Here is an 18,689-nt window from a genome sequence, read left to right on the forward strand (position 1 = left end):
GACGCCCCCGCCACGGGTACTCCACCACTCGCCCTCAGGTCGACTCCCGCACCACCAGCCGACACGGCACGGTGTGCAGGCCGGGCTCCGGCTCGGCCCCGATGGCGTCCAGGAGGCGCAGCGCGGCCTGTCTGCCGATCTCGCCGAGGTCGGTGTCGATCGTCGTCAGGGGCGGCCGACTGGCCAGGGCCATGATGTCCCAGTTGTCGTAGCCCACGATCGCCACCTGGCCGGGCACGTCGAGGCCCTTCTCCCGCAGGGTGTCGGCGACGCCCCGGGCGATCTGGTCGTTGCCGCAGAAGAAGGCGTCGGTGTCGGGCGCCGTGCGCAGGACGGCCTCGGCGGCCCGGCGCCCCCACGCCTCGCTCCACTCCCCGAAGTGGACGCGGCCGGTGGACAACGCGAGCGAGGCCTCGGCGAGGAGGTCGACCGTGTGGCGGGCGCGGTCCTGGGCGGCCGCGTGGTGCGCCGGGCCGGTGATGTGCGCGATCCGGGTGCGGCCGGTCGCCATGAGGTGCTCGACGGCCAGCCGGGCTCCGCTGCGGTCGTCGGAGACGACGGAGATGTCCTCCGGGTCGGTGGACGGCGAGAGGGCGTACACCGTCGGGATCGGTTCGATGCCCTTGAGGGGCGGGCGCGGGTCGGTACGGCGGCCGGTCACGATGATGCCGTCGACCCGGCGGTCCATGAGGTTGCTCAGATGGTGCTGCTCACGGATGGCGTCGCCGCGGGTGTCGCACAGCAGCACCGAGATCTTCCCGGCGCCGAGTGCGTCCTCCGCGCCGAGCAGGACCGGGGTGCTGAAACGGCCGATGCCGTCGGTGGTCATCAGTCCGACGGTCCAGCTGCGCCCGGTGTGCAGGCTCTGGGCGTGCTGGTTGGGCCGGAAGTCGAGCGCCGCCACCGCGTCCAGCACCCGCTGCCTGGTCTCGGGCCGCATCCTGCCACTGCCGCTCAGCGCCTTCGAAGCCGTCCCGACACTCACACCGGCCAGCTTGGCGACGTCGGCGAGCTTCGCCCGCCCTGTTGGGGGAGAACCTGGAACGACGGTCACGCGCAACCCTTTTCCTGGACATCGTCGACAGCGTTCATCCTGACACCGATCGCCCGCGCTGACCAGCCCTGCCGGTACAGCTGACCAGCCCCGCCGATACACAGGAAATTCCCTGCGCCGAACCTCTTGACTCCGGCCGGTCGCGTTCCTACGTTTCGGCTAGAAAAACGATTGCGCAACCAGGTCGGAGCCGTCGAACACCGTCCGGCTCCGGGAGCGCGCCCCACCCCGGTGCGTCCGCCCGTCTCCCTCCTAGCCGACCGGAGAGCCATGCCCCGCCCACGTTCCACCGCGCCCACGTCCCCGGCCTCCCCCGGACCGGGACACGGCTCCACGGGTCCGGTCCGTCCCGGTCCGGGCGCAGCGACCCACGCCGCGCTCACGCCCGTCGCCGTGGAACTGCGGGACGGTTTCTGGGCCGTGCGCCGCCAGGTCAACGGCCGTACCTCCGTCCCCCAGGGCCCCGACCTGCTGGAGTCGGCAGGCAACCTGCACAACCTGCGCCTCGCCGCGGGCACGGCCGAGGGCGAGTTCAAGGGCGCCTACCCGTTCGTGGACTCCGACGTCTACAAGTGGCTGGAGGCCGCCGCCTGGCAGCTCGGGCAGGGCGAGGACGAGACGCTCGCCGCGGACGTCGACCGCATCGTCGCGCTCGTGGCCGCGGCCCAGCAGAGCGACGGCTACCTCAACACGTGGTTCCAGCTCGGCAAGGGCGGCGAGCGGTACGCGGAGCTGCGCTGGAGTCACGAGCTGTACTGCGCCGGACATCTCATCCAGGCCGCCGTGGCCCACCGCCGGACCACCGGCCGCGCCGAACTGCTGGATGTGGCACGCAAGTTCGCCGACCACGTCGACTCCGTCTTCGGACCGCCGGACAGCGGCAGGCCCATCGACGGCGTCGACGGCCACCCCGAGATCGAGACCGCCCTCGTGGAGCTGTACCGGGAGACCGGCGAGCGGCGCTACCTGGACCTGGCCGGCTACTTCGTCGACCGGTTCGGACACGGCCTGCTGGGCGGCGAGGCGTACTGCCAGGACCGGGTGCCGCTGCGCGAGGCGACCGACGTCGAGGGGCACGCCGTACGCCAGTTGTACCTGCTGGCCGCTGCCACCGACCTGGCGACGGAGACCGGGGACGAGGAGCTGCGGGCGGCCGCGGAGCGGCTGTGGACGGCGATGACCGCCGCCAAGACCCACCTCACCGGAGGGCTCGGTGCCCATCACGACGAGGAGGACTTCGGCGACCCGTACGAACTGCCCAACGAGCGGGCGTACTGCGAGACCTGCGCCGCCATCGCCTCGATCCAGTGGAGCTGGCGCCTGGCGCTGCTGACCGGCAGCGCCCGCTACTCCGACCTCGTCGAGCGCACCCTGTTCAACGGCTTCCTCGCCGGGGTGTCCCTGGACGGCGAGCGCTGGCTGTACGTCAATCCGCTCCAGGTGCGCGACGGACACACCGACCCCGGCGGCGACCAGTCCGCGCGCCGCACCCGCTGGTTCAGGTGCGCGTGCTGCCCGCCGAACATGATGCGGCTGATGGCCTCCCTGGAGCACTACCTCGCCTCCGCCGACGCCGACGGGCTCCAGATCCACCAGTACGTCACCGGGCGGTACGCCGGTGACCTCGGCGGGACCCCCGTCGCGGTCGGCGCCGAGACCGACTACCCCTGGCAGGGCACGGTCGCCCTGACCGTCGAGGAGAGCCCGGCCGACCGGCCCTGGACGCTCTCGCTGCGGATCCCGCAGTGGTGCCGGGACTTCCGGGTGCGGGCCGGTGGGACGGTGTACGACCGCAGGGACGCGCCCGTGACCGACGGCTGGCTGCGTCTGGAGCGGACGTGGACCCCCGGCGACCAGGTCGTGCTCGACCTCGGCATGGAGCCCCGGCTCACCGCGGCCGACCCGCGCGTGGACGCCGTGCGCGGCTGCGTGGCGATCGAGCGCGGGCCGCTGGTGTACTGCCTGGAGCAGGTCGACCACCCGGGTGGCGGCCTCGACGACATGGTCATCGACACCACCGGACCGCTCGCCGTGAAGCACCGCCCGGACCTGCTGGGCGGAGTCACCACCGTGGTCGCCGCCGGACACCGTCGGCACCTCCCGGAAACGGGCTGGTGGCCGTACCGGAGCGCGGAGGACGCCGAGGCACCGGTGCCGGGCGCACCCCTCGAACTGACCGCGGTCCCCTACTACGCGTGGGCCAACCGCCGGGACGGCAGCATGCGCGTCTGGCTGCCCACCTCCTGAACCCCCCTGTTGTATATCGCTCCACCGCTCCACCCCACTTCCCCCCGCGCTTCCTCTCCGCCGAGCCGAGACAACGAGGTCACCCGTGAGAAAGCCCCGACGCACCCTGATCACCGCCATAGCCGCCCTCGGCGCGCTCACCTCCGTCGCGGCGTGCGGCGGTGGGTCCGACTCCGCCGGCTCCGGGTCCGGCAGCACGGGCGGGACGTACACCTTCTGGGACCCGTACCCGCAGTTCGACGCCTCCTCGGCGTGGGGCAAGCTGGTCGCCAAGTGCGGCACCGATGCCGGGGTCACCGTCAAGCGCACCGCCTACGACACCACCGACCTGGGCAACAAGGCCCTGCTGGCGGCCCAGCAGGGCAACGCCCCCGACGTGATGCTCGTGGACAACCCCGTGGTCTCCACCCTGGTGGAGGCCGGCATCCTCAACAAGACGAGCGACCTCGGTCTTGACACGGCGTCGATCCAGAAGAACATCATCGGCGCCGGCACCATCGACGGTGCCTCGTACGGCGTCCCGATCGGCGCGAACACACTCGCCCTCTACTACAACAAGAAGGTGCTGTCCGCGGCGAAGGTCGATCCGGCCTCCGTCAAGGACTGGGCGTCGCTGACGGCGGCCCTGAAGAAGGTCAAGGCGGCCGGGAAGAAGGGGATCACCTTCTCCGCCATCAACACGGAGGAGGGCAGCTTCCAGTTCCTGCCGTGGTTCTGGGGCGCCGGCGGTGACCTCACCAAGCTGAACTCGGCCCAGGGAGTCGCCGCGCTGACCCTGTGGAAGAACTGGGTCGACGAGGGCTACGCACCCAAGGACGTGCTCCAGAACACCCAGACGACCAGCTGGCAGGAGTTCGCCACCGGCGAGTACGCGTTCGGCGAGAACGGCACCTGGCAGCTCGGCAACGCCGAGAAGGCCGGCTTCGGCTACGGCGTCCTCAGCATCCCGGCGCGGAACGGCGGTTCGGCGCCCGTGCCGACCGGCGGCGAGTTCGTCACCGTCCCGGTGCAGAAGGACACCGGGCGCTACGACGTCAGCAAGAAGATCGTCACCTGTCTCACCAACTCCGCCAATCTGCTGGCCACGGACACCACCCTGGCGTACGTCGCACCCACCGCGGCCGTGCAGTCCGAGCAGGTCAAGGCGAACCCGGCGCTCAAGCCGTGGGTCGACGCGGTGGCCTCGGCGCGCGGTCGCACCAGCGGCGGCCTGGGCACCAGGTACCCGGTGATCTCCGAGCCGATGTGGACCGCCGTCCAGTCCTCGGTGTCCGGCGCCAAGAGCCCCCAGGAGGCCCTCGACACCGCGCAGTCGGCCGCGGGCAAGGGCACCAGCTGACGGTCGGCTCCCCTTTCCCCAGTGGCCCGCCCGAGGGCGTTCGGCGCCCCGGGCAGGCCGCCCGCATCCAGGAGTGCACATGACCACCGCCCGCGTCGGCCACCGCCCCCCGCGGTCCCCGGCCGCAAGGCCCGGGGCGAAAGGCGCCGCCGAGGAGGCCGACGGGCGCGCGCTGCGGCGCCGCCGACGCCTCAGGAGCCGGCTGACCGCCCTCGCGTTCCTCGCACCGCTGGCCGTCTACCTAGGCGCGTTCTACGTCTATCCCCTCTACCGCAACCTCGACCTGAGCCTGCGCGACTACACCGTCCGCTCGTTCGTCGCGGGTGACGCGCCGTTCTCCGGCTGGGACAACTTCCGTACAGTCCTCGACGACCCGACGTTCGGCCCGGCGCTGCGCCACACGATGCTGTTCACCTTCGTGTCGATCGCCTTCCAGTACGTCCTCGGACTCGCGCTGGCCGTCTTCTTCAACCGGCACTTCCGCCTGGCGGGCACCCTCAGGGCCCTGTTCCTGATCCCGTGGCTGCTCCCCCTGATCGTGTCCGCGTCCACCTGGTCGTGGATGTTCAACAGCGAGTCCGGCGTCATCAACTACGCCCTCCACCTGGTCGGCGCCTCCCCCGTCGACTGGCTCACCTCGCCCGACTGGGCGCTCACCTCGGTCGTGATCGCCAACATCTGGATCGGCATCCCGTTCAACCTGGTCATCCTCTACAGCGGACTGCAGAACATCCCCGCCGAGCTGTACGAGGCCGCCTCCCTGGACGGGGCGAGCGCCTGGCAGCAGTTCCACCGGATCACCTTCCCGCTGCTGCGCCCGGTCTCGGCGATCACCCTGCTGCTCGGACTCGTCTACACCCTCAAGGTGTTCGACCTTATCTGGATCATGACCAAGGGCGGACCCGACGACTCCTCCTCGACGCTCGCAACCTGGTCGTACCAGCTCGGGTTCGGCAGCCTGCTGCCCAAGTTCGGCCCCGGCGCGGCGGTCGGCAACATCCTCATCCTCATCGCGCTCGTCTTCGGTCTGCTGTACATCCGCGTCCAGAGGAGGCAGGAAGCGTGAAGTCCCGTACCGGAAGGCGCCGTTACACCGTCATCGGGCTCCTGCTCACCGCCGTGATGCTGTTCCCGGTGTACTGGATGATCAACGTGTCCCTCACCCCGCAGCAGGACATGCGCAAGGACCCGCCGGACCTGCTGCCGCTGCACCCCACCTTCGAGGGCTATCGTGCCGTCCTCGACGACCAGATGCCCTACCTCGGCACCAGCCTCCTCATCGGCCTGGGCACGGTCGCCCTCACCCTGCTGCTGGCCGCCCCGGCCGGGTATGCGCTGGCCAAGCTGCGGCCGTTCGGCGGCGGCTTCCTCGGACTCGCCCTGCTGGTCGCCCAGATGATCCCCGGCATCGTCATGGCGATGGGCTTCTACGGCATCTTCCTGGACCTCGGTCTGCTCAACTCCTGGTGGGGACTGATCGTCGCGGACTCCACCATCGCCGTGCCGTTCGGCGTCATGATCTTCACCGCGTTCATGTCCGGCATCCCCGGTGAGCTCATCGCCGCCTCCCGCATCGACGGCGCGGGCCGCTTCCGCACCTTCTGGTCGGTCGTACTGCCGGTCAGCCGCAACGCCCTGGTCACCGTCTCCCTCTTCAGCTTCCTGTGGGCCTGGTCCGACTTCGTCTTCGCCAACACCCTCGACAGCGGCGGCGACCTCAGGCCGATCACCCTCGGCATCTACAAGTACATCGGCAACAACAACCAGGAATGGAACGCGATCATGGCCACCGCCGTCGTCGCGTCCGTCCCGGCGGCGGTCCTGCTGGTACTCGCCCAGCGTTACGTGGCCGCGGGTGTCACCGCGGGCGCGGTCAAGGACTGATCCGCCGGTCAAGGACCGAGTCCACCCGGTCAGAGACCGAATCAACCGGGCAAGGACCGGCCTCGCCCCAGGAAGGTCGTCCTCCCCATCCCCCTCTCCTCAGGAGAACCCCTCAATGAGCCGCAACACCAGACACGTGCGCCTCACGGCAGCTCTCGGCACAGCCGTGCTCGCCGCCGCGGGACTCGCCACCGCCGCCCCGGCGTCCGCGGTCCCCGCCTCCTCCACCACCCTGGTGGTCAACGCCAACCAGACCCTGCGCCCCGTCACCCATGTCGCCACCGGCAGCCTCTACGGGCTCGCCAACGACAGCACCCCCAGCGACAGCCTCACCAACGCCCTGGAGCCGAACACCTTCGTGCAGATGGCCCCGGGCGGCTCCCAGCTCCCCAACGGCGAACCCGCGCCGGCCGGTGACGCGCTCGTCGTGGCCCCGAAGGCGGCCCGGGCCGGCGCCAAGGTGGTCGTGAGGATGCCGGACTGGTACCCGAACTTCCCTTACAAGTGGGTCAGTTGGAGCGACTGGCTGTCCGCGGTGGACAAGCAGATCGCCTCGGTGAAGTCCTCCGGCGCCACGAACATCGCGGCCTACGAACTGTGGAACGAGCCCGACTGGACGTGGGACACCACCAACGCGGGCGCGTTCGACGCCGGTTGGGCGCGGACGTACAAGGAGGTCCGCGCCAAGGACGCCACGACACCGATCCAGGGCCCGAGCTACTCGTCCTGGAACCAGTCGTGGATGTCGACGTTCCTCACCGATGCCAAGGCGAGCGGTACGGTCCCCGACGTCATCGCCTGGCACGAGCTCCAGGGCAGCAAGGACATCGCCGCGCATGTCTCGGCGTACCGCGCGCTGGAGTCGAGCCTCGGCATCAGCCCGCGCCCGATCTCCATCGAGGAGTACGCCGAGCCGTCCGAGGTGGGCGTGCCGGGCTCCCTCATCGGTTACGTCGCCAAGTTCGAGCGGGCGGGCGTCCATGACGCCGAGCTCGCCTTCTGGAACCACTACGGCACCCTCGGCGACACCCTCACCGACACCGGCGCATCACCCAACGGCTCGTACTGGATGTACAAGTGGTACGGCGACATGTCGGGGAACATGCTGGTCACCACTCCCCCGGCGCAGACCGGCATCGACGGCATCGCCTCCCTCAACGGCTCGCGCAACCAGTTGAGCGTGATCGCGGGCGGCTGCGCCGGCTCCTGCGCGGTGACGGTGAACGGCCTGTCGTCCCTGTCCGCCTTCGGGGGCACGGTCCACGTGAAGCTGGAGTACACGCCCAACACCGGCCGTACGACCGCCTCTCCGGGCCCGATCACGATCTCCGACGCCGACTACCCGGTCTCGGGTGGCTCGATCACCGTCCCGGTGACGATGAACGCCTCCGACGGCTACCACCTGGTGATCACACCGAGCGGCACGTCCTCGTCCCTGGCCGGGCGGTACCAGATCACCAACCGGAACAGCGGCCTCGCGCTGGACACCCTCAACGCGGGTACCGCACAGGGGACTTCGGTCGTCCAGGCCACGTCGACAACCGGCACCGACCAGAACTGGACGCTGGTGGCGGCCGGTTCCGGGCTCTACAAGCTGGTCAACCAGAAGAGCGGACTGCTGCTCGGCATCACCAACGCGAGCACCGCGTCCGGCGGCACCGCCCTGATCTGGGGTGACAACGGCACCCCCGACCACCTGTGGCAGGTGATCCCGGCCCGGGACGGCTACTACAAGATCGCCAACTACAACAGCGGCCGGCTTCTCGGCGTCGACCAGATGAGTACGGCGTCCGGCGCGCAGGTACTCCAGTGGGACGACAACGGCACGGCCGATCACCTGTGGCGACTGACGGCACGGTGAGCGGGGCCCGTCACCCCTGCACGGTGAGCCGGGCCTGATCGAAGCGGTGGGCGGCGAGGTCTTCCGGCCGGATGAGCCAGTAGAGAACGGCCTCGTCGCCCCATGCCTGGGTGCCGCCGTGCGTCGCGTTCGCGATCTCGTACTCCACCGGGCCCTGTACGGGCACGGCGTGACCGCCGATCTGGTGGCCGATGCGGGTCCGCAGCCGCCTGAAGGTGCGGACGAACGGCTTGAGTTCGGCCGGGGTGTCGCGGGGGTGCGGCCAGGGGCGGGTGTCGCCGAGCAGGGCTCGCCGGGCCTGGGGCAGCGACAGGTCCGGGGCGCTCTGCCCGTCGTCCGCGCCGAGTTCCACGGGCGGGAGCGGCTCCAGGGCCGGGGGCTGATCGGCCGGGACGACCGGGGTGTTCTCCGGGATGTACAGCACCCGGGCGCCGGCCCAGGTCCCAGGGGGGACGGGCTCACCGAGGGCCCGGCGCAGGCGTGCGCACGGGCGCAGGAGCGCCGTCCAGCGCTGCGCGCGTTCGCCGGGAAGATGCTCGGCGGCCAGTGGGGAGTACTGCTCATCGGTCATGGCAGCCCGTTTCACCGAACCTCGTCGCGGAGACGGCTTCGGGTGCGCATCAGTATCTTGCCGAGCATGTTCTTGCCGTTCCCGGTCCGGCCCCGGCCCCAGTAGTGGTCGGTGGTGGTGTCCTCGACGATCTCTTCGTCCCCGGTGGACAGCAGAAGCTCGCGGAGGTCGGCATGCGCACGGAACTTGGCCCCCACCGCTCGGCGCATCACGTCGTCCTTGACCCGCTCCCAGTCCCTGCGCAGCGGCCTGGACCCGTCACGTCCCAGTTCCGCCGCACGCAGCGGTGTGCGAGCGCGCCGGACGAGATCGACGTGGCGGGTGCCCGCGAACTTCTGCGCCTGGAAGTAGTGCTCCGACGTGGGCCACCACGACCCGTCGAGGTCGAAACCATGATCGGAGAAGTTCGAGAAGCATCCGTACGGGACCTCGTCGGCGCCGTAGAAGTAGATCGTCATGCAGACCTCACGGGAGTCACTGAACTCGCACAGTGTCGGACGCGCTCCCGTCGATCGCCATCAGTTTTCCTCGGCCACCCGGATGATCGTGCGCCCGGGGACACGCTGTCGTGCGGAGAAGGCGTCGGGCGCCTCCGCCAGGGGCCGCACCGAGCCGACCCGTACCCGGAGCCGGCCGTCCCGCAGACGCTGGGCGAGGTCGACGAGGCGGGCGCGGTCGGGTTCCACGACGAAGAACACGGCCCTCGCGTCGTCGGGGCGCACGGCGGGTGGCTGGGCGATGCTGACGAGCGTGCCGCCGGGGCGCACCAGGGCGGCCGAGCGGTCGAGGACGTCCCCGCCGATGACGTCGAGCACGACATCGACCTGCCCGGTGTCCTCCAACCGTTCGGTCTCCAGGTCGAGGAAGGTGTGCGCCCCCAGGTCGAGCACGGTGTCGCGGTCGGCGCCACGGCCCGTGCCGACCACGCGTGCTCCCGCCTCCCTCGCCAGCTGGACGGCGATCGAGCCGACACCGCCGGCCGCTCCGTGGATCAGGACGGTCTGGCCGGTGGTGAGGCGGCCGTGGTCGAACAGGCCCTGCCAGGCGGTCAGTCCGGAGATCGGCAGGGCCGCGGCGGTCGTGTGGTCGATGTCGGCGGGCAGCGGCGCGAGGTTGCGGGCCTCCACGGCCACGTACTCGGCGAGGGAGCCGTCGCGGGTCCAGTCGGTCGGTCCGAAGACCCGCTGGCCGACGGTGAGACCGGTCGTTCCGTAGCCGAGTTCCGTCACCACCCCGGAGACCTCGTGGCCGGGCACACTCGGCGTACGGTCGCGGCCTGCCCGGTCGGTCCAGGTCGCGGGCCAGTCGAGCTCCCCTCGGGTGAATCCCGCGGCGTGCACCCGCAGGATGACGTCGTTCTCGGCGGCGTTCGGCCGGGGGAGGTCCTCGAGTGTCAGACCGTCGGTCCCGGCCTTGCGATCCCGGACAGTTATGGCTCGCACGATTTTTCCTTTCGTGGTGCGGAGTGAGAGGTGCGGAGTGAGAGGTGTGGAGGGCGGACGCGTCGGTTTCAGCGCGGCCAGGGGGCGTCGAGAATGCGCTCGACCATGGACGTTCGGCGGAATCCTGGCAGGAAATGTTCCAGGACATCCGCGTTCACCGTGCCGTAGGTGGTGTCCGGACGGTCTTTGAGACCGTCGACGAATGCCTCGAGGAATTCCTTCTTGAAATCGCCCCGCGGATGAGCGCTGACGATCTCCTCTGTCGCGTCGTTTTCGATGCTGTTCAGCTCCCAGCCGACCGCGTCGGTCAGCACGCCGTAGTTCGTGGCGGCGACCTCGGGATCCATCCGGCCCGGGATCCCCGGCGTCGTGTGCAGGGCGATCGCCCTCCAGACCACGTCGGCGGCGCTCGCGGGGAATCCGCGGTCGAGCAGGAACGTACGCGCGTGGTCGGCGCCGTCCAGCTCGAATCGCTGGGGCGTGCCGGAGAACGGGATCAGAAGACCCGTGTCATGGAACATCGCCGAGATGTAGAGCAACTCGGGATCGGGCCGGAGATCCCTTGCGCGGGCGTGGAGGGAGCCGAAGAGGAATACCCTTCGGGAGTGGTGGAAGATCAGGGGGTTGGTTCTCTCCCGGAGAAATTCCGTGGCCGCCGCGACAGCCGGGGTCCCGGGTATTTCCACGCCTGCGATGATGTCGGTCATGATGCCCGTGCTTTCCGATGCGAGATGCTGGGGGTGGACCATGCGTCCGGCCTCCACGGTGCCGAACCCAGGGCCGGCGGCGCCGCCTCGGTCCGGCCATGAACCACTCGAATCCGGTCATCCCAGGGTGAGCCCGTGAGCCCGGATCCGCACCGGGTGGCGGTCCTCGTCTACGACGGGGTCAAGATGCTGGACGTCGCCGGTCCCGCTGATGTGTTCGGGGAGGCCAATCTGCTCGGCGCCGACTACCGGATCGCGCTGGTGTCGACGACGGGCGCCGACGTCACCTCGTCGGTCGGCCTGCGGATCGCCGTCGACGGCAGCGCCGCCACGCAGCCGGACCCCGGCACGTTCCTGGTCCCTGGTGGCGATGTCTACCCCCGGACGGCGGTCACGCGCGACCTGGCGGAGGCGGCCGGCGATCTGGCGGCCCGAGCCGGTCGCGTCGCCTCCGTGTGTTCCGGTGCGTTCGTCCTGGGGGCGACGGGCCTTCTGGACGGCAGACGCGCGACCACGCACTGGAAGATCACCGCGGAACTCGCCGCCCGATATCCCAAGGCGCGAGTCGAGCCCGACGCCATCTACGTGCGCGACGGCACGATCTACACGTCGGCGGGCGTCACCGCGGGCATCGACCTCGCGCTCGCGCTCGTCGAGGAGGACCACGGACCCGACATCAGCCGGGAAGTGGCCCGTTCGCTGGTGGTCTACCTGCAACGGCCGGGCGGCCAGTCACAGTTCTCCGCGCCCCTGCAGGGACCGCCGCCCCGCTCCCCCGCCCTGCGCGGGGTCGTCGACCTCGTCACGGCGGACCCTGTCGGCGACCACTCGCTGACAGAGCTCGCCGGACGGCTGAACGTCAGTACGCGGCACCTGACCCGGCTGTTCCGGGAGGAACTGGGCACCACGCCGGCCCGGTACGTAGAGGCGATCCGCTTCGACATCGCGAAGTCACTGCTCGACCAGGGGTACAACGCCACCCAGGCGGCGTCCAGGGCGGGCTTCCCCAGCTACGAGAGCCTGCGCCGCGTGTTCGCACGGGAGCTGTCACTCACCCCTGCCGGTTATCAGCGCCGGTTCGCGACCACGCGACGGGAGAAGCCCGAACGGATGTAGGAGGACGCATGCCTATCAGTGCAGCGCCCTTCGCGACCGGGCCGCCGTGGTCGCCGGCCGCTGCGCGACCTCGTGAGCCGGTGAGCCCGAGGTCACCGAGGTGGTCGTTTCGGTCCGTCCTCACGGTGCGAGCAGCAGGCTGTCGCCGCGTTCCTTCGCCGCCGCGTAACGCCGGGCCACGTCCTGCCAGTTGACGACCGCCCACATGGCGTCGATGAAGTCGACCTTCTGGTTCCTGTACTGGAGGTAGAAGGCGTGCTCCCAGGCGTCGAAGACCAGGATCGGCGTGGAGCCCTGGCCCACGTTGCCCTGGTGGTCGTAGACCTGCTCGACGACCAGACGTCCGCTGAGGGGCTCGTAGGCCAGGACGCCCCAGCCCGAACCCTGCGTGGTCGCGGCGGCCTTGGTCAGCTGGGCCTTGAAGCCGGCGTAGGAGCCGAAGGACGCGGCGATCGCGTCCGCCAACTCGCCGACGCCGTCGGCCTCATGGGGCTCACCGCCACCGTCGCCGGTCATGTTGTGCCAGTAGATGCTGTGCAGGATGTGGCCGGAGAGGTGGAACGCCAGGTTCTTCTCCAGGCCGTTGATCGAGCCCCAGGACTCCTTGTCGCGCGCTTCGGCGAGCTGCTCCAGGGTGTCGTTGGCGCCCTTGACGTAGGCGGCGTGGTGCTTGTCGTGGTGCAGCTCGATGATCTCGGGGCTGATGACCGGGGCGAGTGCCGCGTAGTCGTACGGCAGTTCCGGGAGCGTGTACACCGGCATGTCCAACGTCCTCCGACTCAATTGCGAATCATGTGCAGTTGCACGCTAGCAGCAACAAAGGTCTCCTGCCGTCGCGTTCAGGTTGTGTTCAGGGATCCGGTGCCATCGTGCGGATCATGACCGCAGAGCACGTCCTTGACAGCCGGCCCCTCGACCCCGTGCGCCGGACGGCGAACAAGGTGCCGGAAGTGACCGTCTACTTCTGGATCATCAAGGTGCTGACCACCGGCATGGGCGAGACGGCGTCGGACTTCCTGGCGAAGGCCCTCGGACCGGTGCCCGCGGTCGGACTGGGCGGTCTCGCCCTGATCGCCTCCCTCGCCGTGCAGTTCGCCCTTCGCCGGTACGTCGCCTGGGCCTACTGGACGGCCGTCGTGATGGTCAGCGTCGTCGGCACCATGGCCGCCGACGTCCTGCATGTCGGCCTCGGCGTGCCGTACGTCGCTTCGACGCCGGCCTTCCTCGTCGTGCTGGCCGCGGTCTTCGCCCTCTGGTACCGCTCCGAGGGGACCTTGTCGATCCACGGCATCCGCACGCGCCGCCGCGAGGTGTTCTACTGGGCCGCCGTCCTCGCGACCTTCGCCCTCGGTACCGCGGCGGGTGACCTCACCGCCGCTATCGGGTTCGGGTACCTCGGTTCGGTCGTGCTCTTCGCGCTCGCCATCTGCCTGCCCGCCCTCGCGCACCGCTTCGGCACGCTCAACGCGGTGACCGCCTTCTGGACGGCGTACGTCATCACCCGCCCGCTGGGTGCCTCGCTCGCCGACTGGATGGCCCTCGGGCACACCCGCGGCGGCCTGGGACTCGGCCTCGCACCGGTCACCCTCGCGTGGACGGCCGCGATCGTGGCGTTCGTCGCCTACCTCGCCGTGTCGCGGCGCGACGTCCGCGTCAACGCCAACATCAACGTCAACGTCAACGTCTGAGCCTGCGCGCGGCGCGTGCGCCGACCACGTGGTTCGCCGCCGTCTTCTGCAGGAGGCCGTAGGCGAGGACCGGCAGGAGCAGGTGCGGTTTGTCGGGCAGCGTGGTGGTGATCAGGACCGCGCTCGCGCTGCTGTTGCTCATACCGCAGGCGAGGGTGAGGGACGAAGCGGCGTCCGTCTCCAGGCGCAGCAGCCGGGCGGCGCCGCGGCCCAGGGCGAAGGACGTCAGGCAGACCAGGGTCGCCGCGGCGAGGGCGGCGGCCAGCAGCAGCGGGCGTGGGTGGGTCAGGAAGGAGCTCAACGCCCCGCTGGCGTTGACGTAGGTCAGCAGCAGCGAGCCCGCGAGCGCCGTGGGGACGACCGCGGCCAGTGTCCGGGCGAGCGGGGCCGGGGGCAGGACGAGACGGCACAGGACACCCGCCGCACAGGGCAGGACAACTCCCCCGAGGGTGACGGCGCCGCCCGCGGTGTTCGCGGCCCGGCCGAGGTGATCGGCGTGCTCCTCGTCGACGAGCGGCGCGAGGGCCCTCATGGTCAGGGGCACGGCGAGAGGGCTGAGGAGGGTGGAGGCGAGGACGAGACCGACCATCGTCGGCTGATCGCCGCCGCCCTTTCCGGTCCAGACCGTCGCACCCGCGGCGACCGGCATCGCCACGATCAGGATCATCGCGGTGACCAGGCCGCTGCCGCCGTCGGAGTCGGGGGTCCGGCGGAGCAGGAACGCCAGGGCAGGCACGACCAGCAGCGGGATGACCAGATGGAGGGTGAGTCCTGCAAGCAGGGTCCGCGGGTGTCGCAGGAGTCCGCCCAAGGCCTGGGCGGGGACCTGGAGTCCGGCGGAGAACAGGACCAGCGCGAGGAGGAACGGTGCGCTGTGCAGGGGGAGGCGTGCGGTGTCCCCCAGCAGGAGGATGTGCGGTCGGCGGAGCCACAGGCCGGGGCCGGGCAGGAGTGCGGCGAGCGCGTAGGAGACGACGACGGTACGGCCGAGACGGCGGCGGAGCCAGGCGGCCGGGCCGGGGGTGGGGCTCTGGTCGGTGTGAGCGTGAGGGTGGGTGCCGGGCTCGGAGCGCATGTGGGCATGCTGACCCGGCCTGTGGTGACCTGCGGGGACATGCTCGCGGTGGTCAGGATGCGTTCAGGTCGACGGGCTGGGGGCGGGGTTGCATGGGGGCGATGCGCTGCGGGCGCGGGTCCCTGCGGATCCCCGTGGGTCACTGCTCCGCGCTCACCCTGTGGGCAGAGTGACCGTGAACCGGGCTCCCGGTGTGTGACCGGCGTCGTGCACGACGTCTCCCCCGGCCGCGCGGGCCAGTCGACGGGCGAGGGACAGACCGAGGCCGGCGCCGTCGTGGCCGTCGTCGGGGTCGGCACGGCGGCCGGGCTGGAAGAGGTCGGCGGCAAAGGTCTTGGGTACGCCCGGGCCGTCGTCCTCGACGTCGATACAGACGGCACCGGAGGCCGGGCGCGCGCGTACCGTCACCGTCGTGTCGGCGTGGCGGAGGGCGTTGGCCAGCAGGGGGCTGACGATCCGTTCGAGGATGTTGGCGGTGACGCCCGCGGTCAGAGGTGCGTGCTGCGTCTCGACCCGGATCTCCACTCCGCGGGCCGTGCCCTGGAGTTCGGACAGTCGACGCAGTGACGGGCCGACCTCGCCGGTGCCGGGAGCGGTCGCGGGGCTCTGTGTGCTGTCGCGGGCGTCGTCGAGCAGCGTGTCGCAGATGGCGCGCATCGAGTGGGCCGCCTCGGCGATCACTTCGTGGGTGGCCTGGGTCTCGGCCGTCGAGCGGGGGCGGGCACCCCACCAGTCGAGTTCCGCGACGATCCGGGCGAGCGGGGTGCGGAGCTCGTGCGACAACTCGCCGGTCAGTTGCCGCTCGTGGCGCAGCACCGCGCGGATGCGGTCCAGGAGGGCGTCGAAGGAGGCGCCGAGACGGGCGAGTTCGGCCGGCTGCCGTACCGTGCCGAAGCGCTGGGCGGAACCGACCGCACTCCATCGCGTGGCCTGGTCGGTCATGTCGCGGACGGGGCGCAGTGCGCGGCCGACCATGAGGCGGGTCAGGGCGTAGGTGCAGGCGAGCATCACGGCGTCGAGGACGAGGGAGCCGAGCAGCATGCTGTCGGCCGAACTGCGGTACGGGGCAAGGTCCAGGGCGGTGATTACGGTGGCGGTGGTACGGCCGCCGGTGACGATGTCGGAGCACAGGCGGACCGGCCGCTGCCGTTCCCCCCGTACCGTCGAACAGGTTCGCCGGCCTTGTGCGGCGAGTCGGCCGGCGACCGCGGTGAGCGGATCGCCGGGTGTGGTGCGGGGATTGCCGGCTGCGGTGAGAGGCGTGCCGGGTGCCGCGGACTGTGGTCTCTCCAGCGCGGAGCTGCCCGACGGCGGCCCCTCCAGCAGACGGCTGCCGGTGTAGATCCACACGTTGGTGTCGAGGAGTTCGTCGTGGCCGGTCTCCAGGACGCGGACGCGTGTTCCGGTGGTGTCGACCGTCGTGGCGACCGCGGCCGCCCGGCCGAGCAGTTCGTCGTCCGCCTGCTGTCCCAGGTGCCGTTCCATCACCGTGTTGAAGACCACGGTGAGGACCGTCATCAGCAGTGCGGCGGTGGTGAGTGCCGTAAGGGAAAGGCGGCCACGCAGAGTGCGCGGGGTGAGGCGGCTCAGGGCACGGCCGACAGGGCGATCGAGGCCCCCCTGAACCCGGTTGAGGCCGCGCCGGACACGGTTCATGACAGCCTGTGCCCCATCCCCCGTACGGTGCCGATCGTCAGTTCGCTGTCCGCCGCGCGCAGCTTGCGGCGGAGGCGGGTGAGGTACTGGTCCAGGGTGTTGTCGCTGACGTGGGCGCCCTCCGGCCAGCCGGCCCGGGCCAGGTCCCGTCGGCGCACGAGGTCGCCGCCCGCCGCGGCGAGCGCGGCCAGGAGCCGGAACTCCGTCGGCGAGAGGGTGACGGGCACCCCGCGGACGGTCGCGTTGTGGCCCACCGGATCCAGGACCAGGTCACCCGCGGTGGCCGGCGGCGGAGGTCCGGACCGTCTGAGGGCGGCGCGCAGCCGGGCGGTGAGTTCGGCCAGGTGGAAGGGCTTGGGCAGGTAGTCGTCGCCTCCGGCGGAGAACCCGGAGAGCCGGTCGGTGATGTGGTGGCGGGCCGTGAGGAAGATGACCGGTCCGCGGAATCCGCCCGCGCGCAGGGCCTGGCACACGTCCCGCCCGTCGGCGTCGGGCAGCCCGACGTCGAGGATCACGCCCGAGACGTCGACGTCGGCCAGGCGCAGGGCGGTGGCTCCGTCGGCGGCGAGAACGGGAGTGAAGTCCTCGTCGTTCAGGGCGCGGCGCAGGACGTCACGCAGGGCGTGATCGTCCTCCACGACCAGGATCTTGGGGCGCATGCTCCTCCGGGGTTCGCGGTTCTGCGGGCGGGGCGAGGAAGGCGGCGGGCGGCCAGTGGGCGGCGACGCACAGGCACAGCCCGAGCCAGCCGACGGCGAACAGCCAGCCGGCGACGACATCGCTGAACCAGTGGACGCCGAGGTAGGCGCGGGTCAGTCCGACCAGTGCGCCCCAGCAGCCGACGGCTGTGCACAAGGCCGTGCCGCCACGCGGGGCGCGCAGGGTGAGCGCGATGACGAGCAGTCCCGCCGTCAGCGCCGCGGTAGTGGTGTGCCCGGAGGGGAAGGACCAGCCGCTCGCCGCCGTGGCCCAGTCCACGCGCGGCGGGCGGGCCCGGTGCAGGGCCTCCATCAGGCCGTAGCGCAGGGCCTGTCCGGCGGTGAGGCAGGCGAGACCGAGTGCCGCGGCCGTCAGGCGTTGCCGCGCGGTCCGTCCGGCCAGCACACCGGCGAGCGCGACGAGGAGGTACGGGAAGGCTCCCGTGCCGGTGGCGGTCACGCCCCGCGCGAGGGCCGACAGCAGGTTCGGGCGGTGGTGGACCGACCAGGTGAGCAGGGAGCGGTCGCCCCAGAGCGGGCCGCCGTCGCCACCGACGGCGTTGACGGCCAGGACCGTGAACGCAGTCCAGGCGCCGACACCGATGCTGCCGGCCAGTTCGGAGACGTCGCCGCGCTTCATGAGAGAGCGAGCAACGGGCTCAGCGGTGTGCCGGTGAGGAGGCGGGTGACGGTCCGCGCCCGCCGTCGTACGAGCGTCATCAGGCCGAAGGCGACCGCGGCGCCCACGATCAGCCCGGCCAGTACGTCGTGCGGGTAGTGCACGCCGACCCACACCCGCGAGGCCGCCATCGCGAGCGCGCCGGCCACCGCCCACGCGCCCAGCCTTCGGGAGACGAAGAGGAGGGCCACGGCCGCGGCGGCGGCGATGGCCGCGTGGTTGCTGGGGAAGGACCAGTCGCCACGCGCCGGACACGCCTCCAGGGTCTTCACCGCGAGGGTCCGGCAGGGCCGGTTCTCCTGCACGAGAATCTTGATCACGGAGTTGACGCCGTACGCCACCCCTACGCACAGGGGTACGGCCAGTGCGGTCACGGCCGCCGCGGCGTCCACGCGTCTGGCGCGCCACCACCCCGCGACCATCAACACGGCGAACAGCACGAGTCCGTACGCCGACCAGGCCGACACCAGGGCGTCCAGCCAGCCTGGGGCCCGGTGGGCCAGGTCCACCACGTCCCGGTAGGCCGAGCCGTCGACCGACGCTCCGTCGAGGGCGAGGGTCTTTGCCATGGGGCCCACCGCGAGCTGTGGCGGCCCGGCTACGGTGGCGGTCATCTGGTGGTTCCCTTCGCTGCGGGCGGCCGGACGGCCGGGGGTCTCCTGACAGGGCGAC

The 18,689-nt window shown here is 71.1% G+C and carries 18 protein-coding genes; 7 read left to right on the forward strand and 11 right to left on the reverse strand.

Annotated features, from left to right (window positions below; genetic code table 11):
• Nucleotides 1–34 precede the first annotated feature (34 nt).
• Nucleotides 35–1,054: a LacI family DNA-binding transcriptional regulator gene (locus H295_RS0106730; RefSeq protein WP_028809127.1), complete on the reverse strand. Its 1,020-nt coding sequence runs from the start codon at nt 1,052–1,054 to the stop codon at nt 35–37.
• A 270-nt stretch (nt 1,055–1,324) separates the two neighbouring features.
• Between H295_RS0106730 and H295_RS0106735 the strand changes: the two genes are divergently transcribed.
• The 5 genes from H295_RS0106735 (at nt 1,325) to H295_RS0106755 (ending at nt 8,385) form a co-directional block, all read left to right on the forward strand.
• Nucleotides 1,325–3,301: a glycoside hydrolase family 127 protein gene (locus tag H295_RS0106735; protein WP_020134574.1), complete on the forward strand. Its 1,977-nt coding sequence runs from the start codon at nt 1,325–1,327 to the stop codon at nt 3,299–3,301.
• Between the two features lie 85 nt (nt 3,302–3,386).
• Nucleotides 3,387–4,640: a sugar ABC transporter substrate-binding protein gene (locus H295_RS0106740; RefSeq protein ID WP_020134575.1), complete on the forward strand. Its 1,254-nt coding sequence runs from the start codon at nt 3,387–3,389 to the stop codon at nt 4,638–4,640.
• 79 nt (nt 4,641–4,719) lie between these two features.
• The gene (locus H295_RS0106745) at nt 4,720–5,706 is read left to right on the forward strand and encodes a carbohydrate ABC transporter permease (RefSeq protein ID WP_020134576.1); all 987 of its coding nucleotides are present in this window, start codon (nt 4,720–4,722) and stop codon (nt 5,704–5,706) included.
• Nucleotides 5,703–6,524 (forward strand): carbohydrate ABC transporter permease, encoded by an 822-nt coding sequence (locus H295_RS0106750; protein ID WP_020134577.1) that lies wholly within the window; start codon nt 5,703–5,705, stop codon nt 6,522–6,524. Before H295_RS0106745 ends, H295_RS0106750 begins: the two co-directional genes overlap by 4 nt.
• Before the next feature lie 115 nt (nt 6,525–6,639).
• A complete protein-coding gene (locus tag H295_RS0106755; RefSeq protein ID WP_020134578.1) occupies nt 6,640–8,385 on the forward strand; it encodes an RICIN domain-containing protein in 1,746 nt (581 codons plus the stop codon).
• Nucleotides 8,386–8,395: 10 nt separating this feature from the next.
• On the opposite strand, the gene H295_RS0106760 is transcribed toward H295_RS0106755, so the two are convergent.
• The 4 genes from H295_RS0106760 to H295_RS0106775 form a co-directional block, all read right to left on the reverse strand.
• Complete coding sequence (locus H295_RS0106760; protein ID WP_020134579.1) at nt 8,396–8,956, reverse strand: DUF1963 domain-containing protein; 561 nt, start codon at nt 8,954–8,956, stop codon at nt 8,396–8,398.
• 11 nt (nt 8,957–8,967) lie between these two features.
• Nucleotides 8,968–9,414 (reverse strand): NADAR family protein, encoded by a 447-nt coding sequence (locus H295_RS0106765; protein WP_020134580.1) that lies wholly within the window; start codon nt 9,412–9,414, stop codon nt 8,968–8,970.
• A gap of 60 nt (nt 9,415–9,474) precedes the next feature.
• A complete protein-coding gene (locus H295_RS0106770) occupies nt 9,475–10,398 on the reverse strand; it encodes an NADP-dependent oxidoreductase (protein WP_020134581.1) in 924 nt (307 codons plus the stop codon).
• Between the two features lie 68 nt (nt 10,399–10,466).
• On the reverse strand, nt 10,467–11,105 hold the full coding sequence (locus H295_RS0106775; protein ID WP_028809128.1) for an HD domain-containing protein: 639 nt from the start codon (nt 11,103–11,105) through the stop codon (nt 10,467–10,469).
• 135 nt (nt 11,106–11,240) lie between these two features.
• Between H295_RS0106775 and H295_RS0106780 the strand changes: the two genes are divergently transcribed.
• Complete coding sequence (locus H295_RS0106780) at nt 11,241–12,221, forward strand: GlxA family transcriptional regulator (protein ID WP_020134583.1); 981 nt, start codon at nt 11,241–11,243, stop codon at nt 12,219–12,221.
• A gap of 120 nt (nt 12,222–12,341) precedes the next feature.
• On the opposite strand, the gene H295_RS0106785 is transcribed toward H295_RS0106780, so the two are convergent.
• The gene (locus H295_RS0106785; RefSeq protein WP_020134584.1) at nt 12,342–12,983 is read right to left on the reverse strand and encodes a superoxide dismutase; all 642 of its coding nucleotides are present in this window, start codon (nt 12,981–12,983) and stop codon (nt 12,342–12,344) included.
• A gap of 116 nt (nt 12,984–13,099) precedes the next feature.
• On the opposite strand from H295_RS0106785, the gene H295_RS42850 reads away from it, so the two are divergent.
• Nucleotides 13,100–13,909: a membrane protein gene (locus H295_RS42850; RefSeq protein WP_043217247.1), complete on the forward strand. Its 810-nt coding sequence runs from the start codon at nt 13,100–13,102 to the stop codon at nt 13,907–13,909.
• On the opposite strand, the gene H295_RS0106795 is transcribed toward H295_RS42850, so the two are convergent.
• The 5 genes from H295_RS0106795 to H295_RS0106815 form a co-directional block, all read right to left on the reverse strand.
• Nucleotides 13,899–14,984 (reverse strand): hypothetical protein, encoded by a 1,086-nt coding sequence (locus tag H295_RS0106795; protein WP_020134586.1) that lies wholly within the window; start codon nt 14,982–14,984, stop codon nt 13,899–13,901. The genes H295_RS42850 and H295_RS0106795 overlap by 11 nt on opposite strands.
• A gap of 153 nt (nt 14,985–15,137) precedes the next feature.
• On the reverse strand, nt 15,138–16,640 hold the full coding sequence (locus H295_RS0106800) for an ATP-binding protein (RefSeq protein ID WP_020134587.1): 1,503 nt from the start codon (nt 16,638–16,640) through the stop codon (nt 15,138–15,140).
• Complete coding sequence (locus H295_RS0106805; protein WP_020134588.1) at nt 16,637–17,299, reverse strand: response regulator transcription factor; 663 nt, start codon at nt 17,297–17,299, stop codon at nt 16,637–16,639. The genes H295_RS0106800 and H295_RS0106805 overlap by 4 nt, the downstream gene beginning before the upstream one ends.
• Nucleotides 17,253–17,978, reverse strand: coding sequence for a phosphatase PAP2 family protein (locus tag H295_RS0106810; protein WP_020134589.1), 726 nt, complete (start codon nt 17,976–17,978; stop codon nt 17,253–17,255). Before H295_RS0106810 ends, H295_RS0106805 begins: the two co-directional genes overlap by 47 nt.
• Nucleotides 17,975–18,631 (reverse strand): phosphatase PAP2 family protein, encoded by a 657-nt coding sequence (locus H295_RS0106815; protein ID WP_020134590.1) that lies wholly within the window; start codon nt 18,629–18,631, stop codon nt 17,975–17,977. Before H295_RS0106815 ends, H295_RS0106810 begins: the two co-directional genes overlap by 4 nt.
• Between the last annotated feature and the right edge of the window lie 58 nt (nt 18,632–18,689).

Origin of the sequence: Streptomyces sp. 351MFTsu5.1 (genome assembly GCF_000383655.1) — a bacterium.
GTDB classification, from domain to species: domain Bacteria; phylum Actinomycetota; class Actinomycetes; order Streptomycetales; family Streptomycetaceae; genus Streptomyces; species Streptomyces griseorubiginosus.